This is a genomic window from uncultured Halorubrum sp., assembly GCF_937146585.1.
In the GTDB taxonomy this organism is placed as follows: domain Archaea; phylum Halobacteriota; class Halobacteria; order Halobacteriales; family Haloferacaceae; genus Halorubrum; species Halorubrum miltondacostae.
In genome coordinates, this window is sequence record NZ_CAKZRO010000152.1 from 1 (window position 1) to 8,576 (window position 8,576).

The 8,576-nt window shown below is 69.3% G+C and carries 3 protein-coding genes and 1 tRNA gene; 1 reads left to right on the forward strand and 3 read right to left on the reverse strand.

Annotated elements, in window-relative coordinates:
- Nucleotides 1–469: 469 nt before the first annotated feature.
- Nucleotides 470–541 (reverse strand) — tRNA-Ala (locus Q0116_RS12825).
- A 72-nt stretch (nt 542–613) separates the two neighbouring features.
- Complete coding sequence (locus tag Q0116_RS12830; RefSeq protein ID WP_297889049.1) at nt 614–1,153, reverse strand: type II toxin-antitoxin system RatA family toxin; 540 nt, start codon at nt 1,151–1,153, stop codon at nt 614–616.
- A gap of 468 nt (nt 1,154–1,621) precedes the next feature.
- Between Q0116_RS12830 and Q0116_RS12835 the strand changes: the two genes are divergently transcribed.
- On the forward strand, nt 1,622–3,739 hold the full coding sequence (locus Q0116_RS12835) for an ABC transporter ATP-binding protein (RefSeq protein WP_297889051.1): 2,118 nt from the start codon (nt 1,622–1,624) through the stop codon (nt 3,737–3,739).
- Between the two features lie 20 nt (nt 3,740–3,759).
- Here Q0116_RS12835 and gltB read toward each other — a convergent pair whose 3' ends face one another.
- Nucleotides 3,760–8,499 carry a glutamate synthase large subunit gene (gene gltB, locus Q0116_RS12840; RefSeq protein ID WP_297889054.1) on the reverse strand — a complete coding sequence of 1,580 codons (4,740 nt, stop codon included), beginning with the start codon at nt 8,497–8,499 and terminating at the stop codon, nt 3,760–3,762.
- Nucleotides 8,500–8,576 lie beyond the last annotated feature (77 nt).

Below are 8,576 nucleotides of genomic sequence, written 5' to 3' on the forward strand. Positions count from 1 at the left end.
CTGGAAAGGAGCGGTAACAAGTAGTCTCTAACAATTGCTTCCTTTCGGTTGAGATCGGGTTCGGTCAGTTCTGGCGTATTGACGACAATCTCCTCAACTAGTTTAAATTATCGGGCCCGGACACACCCGGTAGAGCTTGGAAGCGGCATTTAATTCAGATTATTAGAATGGACTCGCGGGGGTCCCGCGAGCGAACGGGGTGAGCGAGTGGGACCACGCGAGGGACTGACTGAGCGGACGAAGTGAGCGAAGGAATGGACTCGCGGGTATTTGAACCAGAACCAGACGTGCTCGCTTCGCTCGCTGCGCGCGACTGGTAGGGTTCAAACCCCACTCGTTACGCATTTGCGCCGCTCGCGACGGTGCTCGCGGCGCAAAATTATGGACTCGCGGGGGTCCCGCGAGCGAACGGAGTGAGCAAGTGGGACCACGCGAGGGAATGACTGAGCGAACGAAGTGAGCGAAGGAATGGACTCGCGGGGATTTGAACCCCGGGCCTTCCCCGTGCCAGGGGGATGATCTACCACTGATCTACGAGCCCTCGAACGCATTCGTTCGTTCCCCGCTGGATATATTAAGGCCTTCGACTCGACGACGGCGCTGCGCCGCAAGGTCAGATCCGGTCGGAATCGACGTACACGTCGAGGTCGACGTCGCGGCGCGACCCCTCGAGGTCGCGGACGGCGCGTTCGACGACGCGCTCCGCCTCGCCTCTGATCAGCGGGATCGCCTTCTTCAGCACCCAGTCGAACGAGACGAGCCGCGGCAGGTCGAGCGCGTCCGGGCTGGCGGAGCCGGGGTCGAACTCGACTTCGAGCGCCACCTCGCAGGGGGCGTCGCCGTCGGCCTCGTCGCCCCCGTCGGTCGCCGCCGGCGTCACCCGCCAGCGGCCGCCGGCGTCGATGTCCTTCGTGATCTCCCAGTCGATCAGCTCGGGCGGCTCCACGCCGGTCACCCTGGAGTGGGCGGTGTAGGAGATCTTCCACCACGCGAACGTGAGCGCGTACCGGGTGCCGGGGCCGCCGTCGCCGGTGACGGTCCGGACCTCCCGGAGGTACTCGGAGTAGTTCGCGTACTGCGGGAAGTCGAGCAGGAAGTCGTACACGTCCTCGGGGTCGGCGTACACCTCCGTGCTCACGACGAGTTCGTCCACGTACGTGGGTTCGCGTGACGCTTATTAAACCGTCCGGCGGCCGAACCCGACCGACGGCTCTGGGGTGCTTCCCGTCACAGTCGCGGCCGATCGCGGAGTGACGGCGAACACCGTCGAAGGGGCAGCCGCGAGGACTCGCGCGGCTCGCTGTGCGCTTCAGTCGCTCGCTTCGCTCCTTCCAGTGCTTGCGTCGCCGTGCTTCGTCCTCGCGGCTGCCCCTTCGAGCCCCGCCCCGCACGGCGTCGCTCCACACACCTCCCCAGCCTCGTAGCGGTCGCCTCCGCGTCGCTCCGGCGACCGCGACTCCCTCGCACGCGCTCCTCGCGCCCCCTCGGGCGCTCGGAGGCGCGCGCCGCTGTATTCAGGCGGGTTTGTTCGCCTCCTCGGGGGCCGGGATTCGCGTCGTCGGAACCCGGAACGGGCCGCCGAAGCCGCCGGATACATGGGGCTTCCGGCGCTCGTACGGCTATGGCTGCCGACGACCGCAACGCCTTCGAAGTGTACCGCGACAGGGTGGACCGACCGCTCGGGCGACTGTTCCGCGAGTACGGCGCCTCCGAGGCGCACTGGCTCGTGATCGGGATGGTCGCCAACGTCGTCGCCCGGGTCGCGGGGCTGATCCCGCCGGTGGTGCTGGGCGTCGCCATCGACGCCGTCTTCACCGGTTCCGGCCCCTACACGCTCCCGATCGTCCCCGACGCGTGGCTGCCGACCGCGGAGGCCGCGCAGTTCCGCCTCTCGGTGATCCTCATCTTCGGGTCGTTCATCGTGACGGGCGTGTTCACGTACGTGTACGGCATCGCGGCGAACAACTTCGCGCACCGCGTGATGCACGCGGTCCGCACCGACTCCTTCGACCAGATGCAGCGGCTCGACATGACCTTCTTCGACGACAAACAGACCGGCGAGGTCATGTCCGTCCTCAACAACGACGCCTCGAACCTGGAGGTGTTCCTCGACAACGCGCTCCAGAACTCCGCGCGCCTCGGGGTGATGGTAGTCGGCATCGCGACCGTCCTCGTCTACTACAACTACGAGCTCGCGGTCGTCACCCTCGCCGCCATCCCGCTGATGTTCCTCTTCACGCTGTGGTTCATGCGCGCCGTCGAACCGCGCTACGTCGCGCAGCGCTCCGTCGTCGGCGACCTCAACACCGCCCTCGAGAACGCGCTCTCGGGCGTGGAGCTGGTGAAGACCTCCAACACTGAGGCCCACGAGAGCGAGCGCGTCGAGGACGCCTCCTTCTCGTACTTCCGACGGACGATGTCGATCCTCCGGCTCAACTACGTCTACCGCCCCGGCATGGAGCTGCTCGCCGGGCTGGCGTTCGCCGCCACCTTCGCGGTCGGCGGCTTCTGGCTCGCGAACGGCCCGCCGGGCCCCTTCACGACGGAGCTGACGGTCGGGACGTTCGTCACGTTCGTCCTCCTCACCCAGCAGTTCGTCGCCCCGCTCGCGGAGGTGTCGAACATCATCGACCAGTACGAGAACGCGAAGGCCTCCTGCGAGCGCGTGTTCGGCCTGCGCGACATCCCGGTCCGCATCGAGGACGACGACGAGGCGATCGAACTCGGCGGCGAGACGCGGAGCGACGGCGGGAGCCAGCGCGGCCGCGGCGCCGGCGGCACGGTCGATGACCGCGGAGGCGTCGACGCCGCCGGCACGACCGCCGGCACGACCGATCACGGCGGCGTCGCGGGGGCCGTCGAGTACGACGACGTCTCCTTCGCGTACCCCGAGAACGCGCTCGTCGACCCCGAGGACGCCGACGAGGAGGTCGTCAGCGGCGTCTCCTTCTCGGCCGACCCGGGCGACACCGTCGCGCTCGTCGGGCCGACCGGCGCGGGGAAGTCGACGCTGCTCAAGCTCCTCCTCCGGCTGTACGACGTCACCGACGGCGCGATCCGCGTCGACGGCCACGACGTCCGCGACGTGACCGTCGAGAGCCTCCGGTCGTCGGTCGGCTACGTGGCGCAGGACACCACGCTGTTCGACGGGACCATCGCCGAGAACATCCGCTACGGACGGTTCACGCGAATCGACGAGGCGGACGTCGACGAGGGCGAGGTCCGCGACCGCGTGGTCAAGGCCGCGAAGGCCGCGGAGGCCCACGAGTTCATCGACTCGCTGCCGAACGGCTACGAGACGCGGATCGGCGAGCGCGGCGTGAAGCTCTCCGGCGGCCAGCGCCAGCGGCTCGCCATCGCCCGGGTCGTGCTCCAGGACCCCGCGATACTGATCCTCGACGAGGCGACCTCGGCGGTCGACACCGAGACGGAGATGCTGATCCAGCGCTCGCTCGACCGCCTCGCGGCCGACCGCACCACGTTCGTCATCGCGCACCGGCTCTCGACGGTCACCGACGCCGACACCGCCTTGGTGTTGGAGGACGGCGAGGTCGTCGAGCGGGGGAGCCACGACGAGCTGCTCGCCGCTGACGGCCTCTACGCGAAGCTCTGGGGCGTTCAGGCCGGCGAGATAGACGAGCTGCCGGAGGAGTTCGTCGAGCGCGCCCGCGAGCGCCACGTCGACCGCGCGGTCGAGCGGGCGACCGAGAGCGAGGTCGACTCGGAGTCGTTGGACTGACGGACCGGCCGCTTTCCCGATCAATCGTCGCCGGAGACCTGTTCGGCCGCGTCCGTGCCGGCGTCCGGCACGGCGGCGGCTGGCGCGGGTGGGTCCTCCCGGACGTCGTCGCCGATCCCCTCGGCGATGACGTCGGCGTAGGCGTCGGGGAAGACGCGGACGAAGTCGTCGAGCGCGGCCCCCCAGTCGTCGAGGAGGTCGGCCGCGCGCTCGCTGTCGGTGTACGCGTGGTGGTTCTCGACGAGCCGGCGGAGCATGCGCTCGTCGGACTCGTCGAGGGTCTCGGAGACGGAGACCATCTCGTGGTTCACGCGGTCGTCGAACCGATCGTCGGGGTCGTACACGTACGCGATGCCGCCGGACATGCCGGCCGCGAAGTTGCGACCCGTGTCGCCGAGGACGGCGACGACGCCGCCGGTCATGTACTCGCAGCCGTGGTCACCGACGCCCTCGACGACCGCCCGGACGCCGGAGTTGCGGACGCCGAACCGCTCGCCGGCGACGCCGTTGACGTACATCTCTCCGGACGTGGCGCCGTACAGACAGACGTTACCGGCGACGACGTTCTCGGTCGGGTCGTACGCCGCCTCGGCCGGGGTGTCGATAACGATCCGACCGCCGGAGAGCCCCTTACCGACGTAGTCGTTGGCGGCGCCGGACAGCTCCATCGTGATCCCGGACGCGAGGAACGCGCCGAAGCTCTGGCCAGCTTCCCCGTCGAACCGGCAGGAGATGGTGTCGTCGGGCAGCCCCTCACCGCCGTGTTCGGAGACGACGCGGTTCGAGAGCGTCGCGCCGACCGCGCGGTCGACGTTCCGCACGTCGCGGGTGAGCGCGACCGGCGCGCCGTCCTCGATGGCCGGCGCGGCCTCGTCGATGAGGTCCCAGTCGAGCAGGTCGTCGATGCCGGCGTGGGCCTGCTCGCGGACCTTCGTGCGGGACTCGCCCGCGGGCTCGGCGATGACCGCGGAGAGGTCGAGGTGTTTCGCCTTCTCGTGGTCGGTCTCGCGCTGGGAGAGGAGCTCGGGCCGACCGATGAACTCCTCCAGCTCGGTGTACCCCTGCTCGGCCATGATCTCGCGCAGCTCCTGTGCGATGAACGTCATGTAGTTGATGACGTGGTCCGGCTGGCCGGGGAACCGCTGCCGGAGGTCATCGCGCTGGGTGGCGACGCCGACCGGGCAGGTGTTCTCGTGGCACTGGCGGGCCATGACGCAGCCGGAGGTGACGAGCGAGGCGGTGCCGAAGACGTACTCTTCGGCGCCGAGCGCCGCCGCGACCGCGACATCGCGCCCCGTCCGAAGCCCGCCGTCGGCCGACACCCGGATGCGGTCGCGCAGGCCGGTCGCGCGGAGCATCTGGTTCGCCTCCGCGAGCCCCAGCTCCCACGGGAGCCCCGCGTTCTTGATCGACGTTTTGGGCGACGCGCCCGTACCCCCGGAGTGGCCGGAGATGTGAACGGTGTCTGCGTTCGCCTTCGCGACACCGGCGGCGATGGTACCGATACCCGCCTCCGAGACGAGCTTTACGTTGACACCGGCACTGGGGTTCGCGGCCTTCAGGTCGAAAATGAGCTGTTTGAGGTCCTCGATCGAGTAGATGTCGTGGAGCGGCGGCGGCGAGATGAGCCCGACGCCCGGCGTGGAGTACCGGACGTGCGCGATCATCTCGTTTACTTTCTCGCCGGGGAGGTGGCCGCCCTCTCCGGGCTTCGACCCCTGTGCCATCTTGATCTGTATCTCTTCGGCGTTCGCGAGGTAGTCGGCGGTGACGCCGAAGCGACCGGAGGCGACCTGCTTGATGTTACACTCCTTTTCGGTGCCAAACCGTTCCGGCGGCTCACCGCCTTCGCCGGTTCCCGACTTCCCGCCGATGCGGTTCATGGCGATCGCGTTGTTCTCGTGGGCCTCCGGCGACAGCGAGCCGAGGCTCATCGACGCCGTCGCGAAGCGTTCGACGATCGATTCGACCGGCTCGACCTGCTCGACCGGGACCGGGTCGCGGTCGGAGTCGAACTCGAGTAAGCCGCGCAGCGACTGGAGCTCCTCGGTCTGGTCGTTTACCAGCTCCGCGAACTCCCGGTACTGCTCGTAGTCCCCGCCGCGGACCGCCTGCTGGAGCGTGCCGACCGTCTGCGGGTTCCAGCCGTGCTTCACGCCCGACGAGCGGTGCTCGTACTCGCCGATGGTCTCCAGCTGCGGGTCGGCGCCGAACGCCATCGCGTGCCGGGTGCGGAGGTCGTCTTCGATCTGTTCGATCCCGATCCCCTCGGTCCGGATCTCGGTCCCCTCGAAGTACTCGGCGACGAACTCGGAGTCGAGCCCGACCGCCTCGAAGATCTGCGCGCCCTGGTACGACTCCATCGTCGAGATGCCCATCTTCGCCATCGTCTTCAGGAGGCCGTCCTCCAGCGCGTGGCGGTACGCCGCGAGCGCCTCCGCCTCGTCGGCCCCGTCCGGGCCGGCGACCACGTCGGCGATGGAGGCGTACGCGAGGTACGGGTCGACCGCGTCCGCGCCGTAGCCGACGAGCGTCGCGAGGTGGTGGACCTCGTGGGGCTCGCCGGACTCGACGACGACGCCGGCGCGGTTGCGGAGCCCGCTCCGGACGAGGTGGTGGTGGACCGCGCCGGTCGCGAGCAGGCTGGGCACCGCGAGTCGGTCGGGGCCGACGGCGCGGTCGGAGAGCACGACGACGTCGGCCCCGTCCTCGATGGCGGCCGCGGCGTCCTCGCGGACGCGGTTCACGGCGTCGACGAGGGAGTCGTCGCGGTCGTAGGTGACGTCGACGGTCACGGAGCTGAACGCGGGACCGTCGCCGACGGCGTCGTTGTCGCCCGGACGGCGCTCGCCCGGTCCGGGCAGGTCGCGGAGCGCGGTCGTCTCGGCGTCCGTCAGGACCGGGGAGTCGGAGACGATCTGCTCGGCGTGTTCCGGCGTCTCCGCGAGCAGGTTGCGCTGGTTCCCGATCCGGGTCTCGAGCGAGGTGACGAGCTCCTCGCGGATGTAGTCGATCGGCGGGTTCGACACCTGCGCGAACAGCTGCTTGAAGTAGGTGAAGAGGGGACGGTCGACGTCGGTGAGCACGGACAGCGGCGTGTCGTCGCCCATCGACCCCACCGGGTCCTTCCCGTCTTTCGCCATCGGCTCGACGAGGTGGTTCAGCGAGTCGGTCGTGTAGCCGAACGCGGCCTGGTGGGCGCGGACGGCCGGTTCCGGTTCGTCCGCGTCCGCGCCGTCCGGATCCTCCGCGGCTTCGGTGTCGACCGACTCGGAATCGTCGGGCGCGTCGCCGCGCCCGCCGACGCCGATCGCGGCGTCGTCCTCGTCGGTGATCTCGTCGAGGTCGACCTGTCCGTCCTCGACCCACTCGCCGTACTTCTCGTCGGTGAGCTCCTCGAACACCTCGTCGTCCGGGACGATCCGGCCCGCCTCGGGGTCGGCGACGAAGATCTCGCCGGGCTGGAGCCGCCCGCGGCGGCGCACGTCGGCCGGCTCGGTCGGGAGCGCGCCCACCTCGCTGCCGACGACGAGGCGGTCGTCGGTCGTCACCTCGTAGCGGCACGGGCGGAGCCCGTTGCGGTCCAAGACGCCGGCGACCTGCTCGCCGTCGAAGCCGATGACGAGGGCCGGCCCGTCCCACGGCTCGACGAGCGACGCGTGGTAGTCGTAGAAGTCGGCGCGGCCGTCGTCCATCAGGTCGTCGCCGCGGAACGCCTCCGGGATCAGCATCCGGAGCGCGTGCGGGAGGTCGCGGTCGGTCTGGAGGAGGAGCTCGAGCGCGTTGTCGACGCTCGCGGTGTCGGACTGGTTCGGGTCGTCGATCACCGGCTTGATCGTGTCGAGCTCGGCTCCGAACGCCGGGTGGTCGAGGTCGTTCTCGCGGGCCCGCATCCAGTTGACGTTCCCGCGGATCGTGTTGAACTCGCCGTTGTGGACGATGTTGCGGTACGGGTGCGCCAGGTGCCACGCGCCGAGCGTGTTCGTCGAAAATCGCGCGTGGACCAAGGCGACGTGGCTCGCGAACCGATCGTCGGTCAGGTCCGGGTAGTAGTCGGCGAGCTGCGACCCCTTCAGCAGCCCCTTGTAGACGACGCGCTGGCGGTCGAGCGAGCAGACGTAGAAGCGGCCGGCGCCCTCGACGCCCGACACCGCGTTCTCGATCTCGCGGCGGGCGGCGTACAGCGCGCGGTCGAAGCCGAGCAGGTCCGGGTCGGCGTCGTCGGAGCGGTCCTCCGGTTCGGTGAAGCGCTGGGCGAGCCCCGCGCCCTCGACGGGCGCGACGAACACCTGCGACACCTCCGGCTCCGAGTCGAGCGCCGTCGCGCCGAGGTCCGAGTTGTCGGTCGGTACGGACCGCCACGCGAGCACTTCGAGCCCGTAGACCGCGCACACCTCGGCGATGACGTCGTGGATCTCCGCCTGGACGCCGGGTTCCGGCGGCATGAACACGGAACCGACGGCGTACTCCTCCGGCAGGTCGGCATCGACGACCTCGCGGAAGAACTCGTCGGGTCGCGCGACCATGATCCCCGCGCCGTCGCCCGTGTTCTCCTCCGCGCCCGTCGTCCCGCGGTGTTCGAGGTTCTCGAGCAGCGCGACCGCGTCCGTGACGGTCTCGTGCGTCGGCGCGCCGTCGAGGTCGACGACTCCGCCGATGCCGCAGTTCGAACGGTCGTCCGTCGGATCCGCAAGTCCCCCCTCCTGACCCGAGGACTCCGAGTCGCGTACGCCCCGGGTGGTACTACGTGACTTGGTCATACGTCCCCTCATAATTGAGCAGTTAAAGGTATGACCCTGATAGGGGTAGGATCCATCGTACACACATTAGGGAATAT

What these genes read in the sequence shown, in the direction of transcription:
- Q0116_RS12835 (WP_297889051.1), top strand. Translation starts at nt 1,622, where the DNA reads ATGGCTGCCGACGACCGCAACGCCTTCGAAGTGTACCGCGACAGGGTG.
- gltB (WP_297889054.1), bottom strand. Translation starts at nt 8,499, where the DNA reads ATGACCAAGTCACGTAGTACCACCCGGGGCGTACGCGACTCGGAGTCC.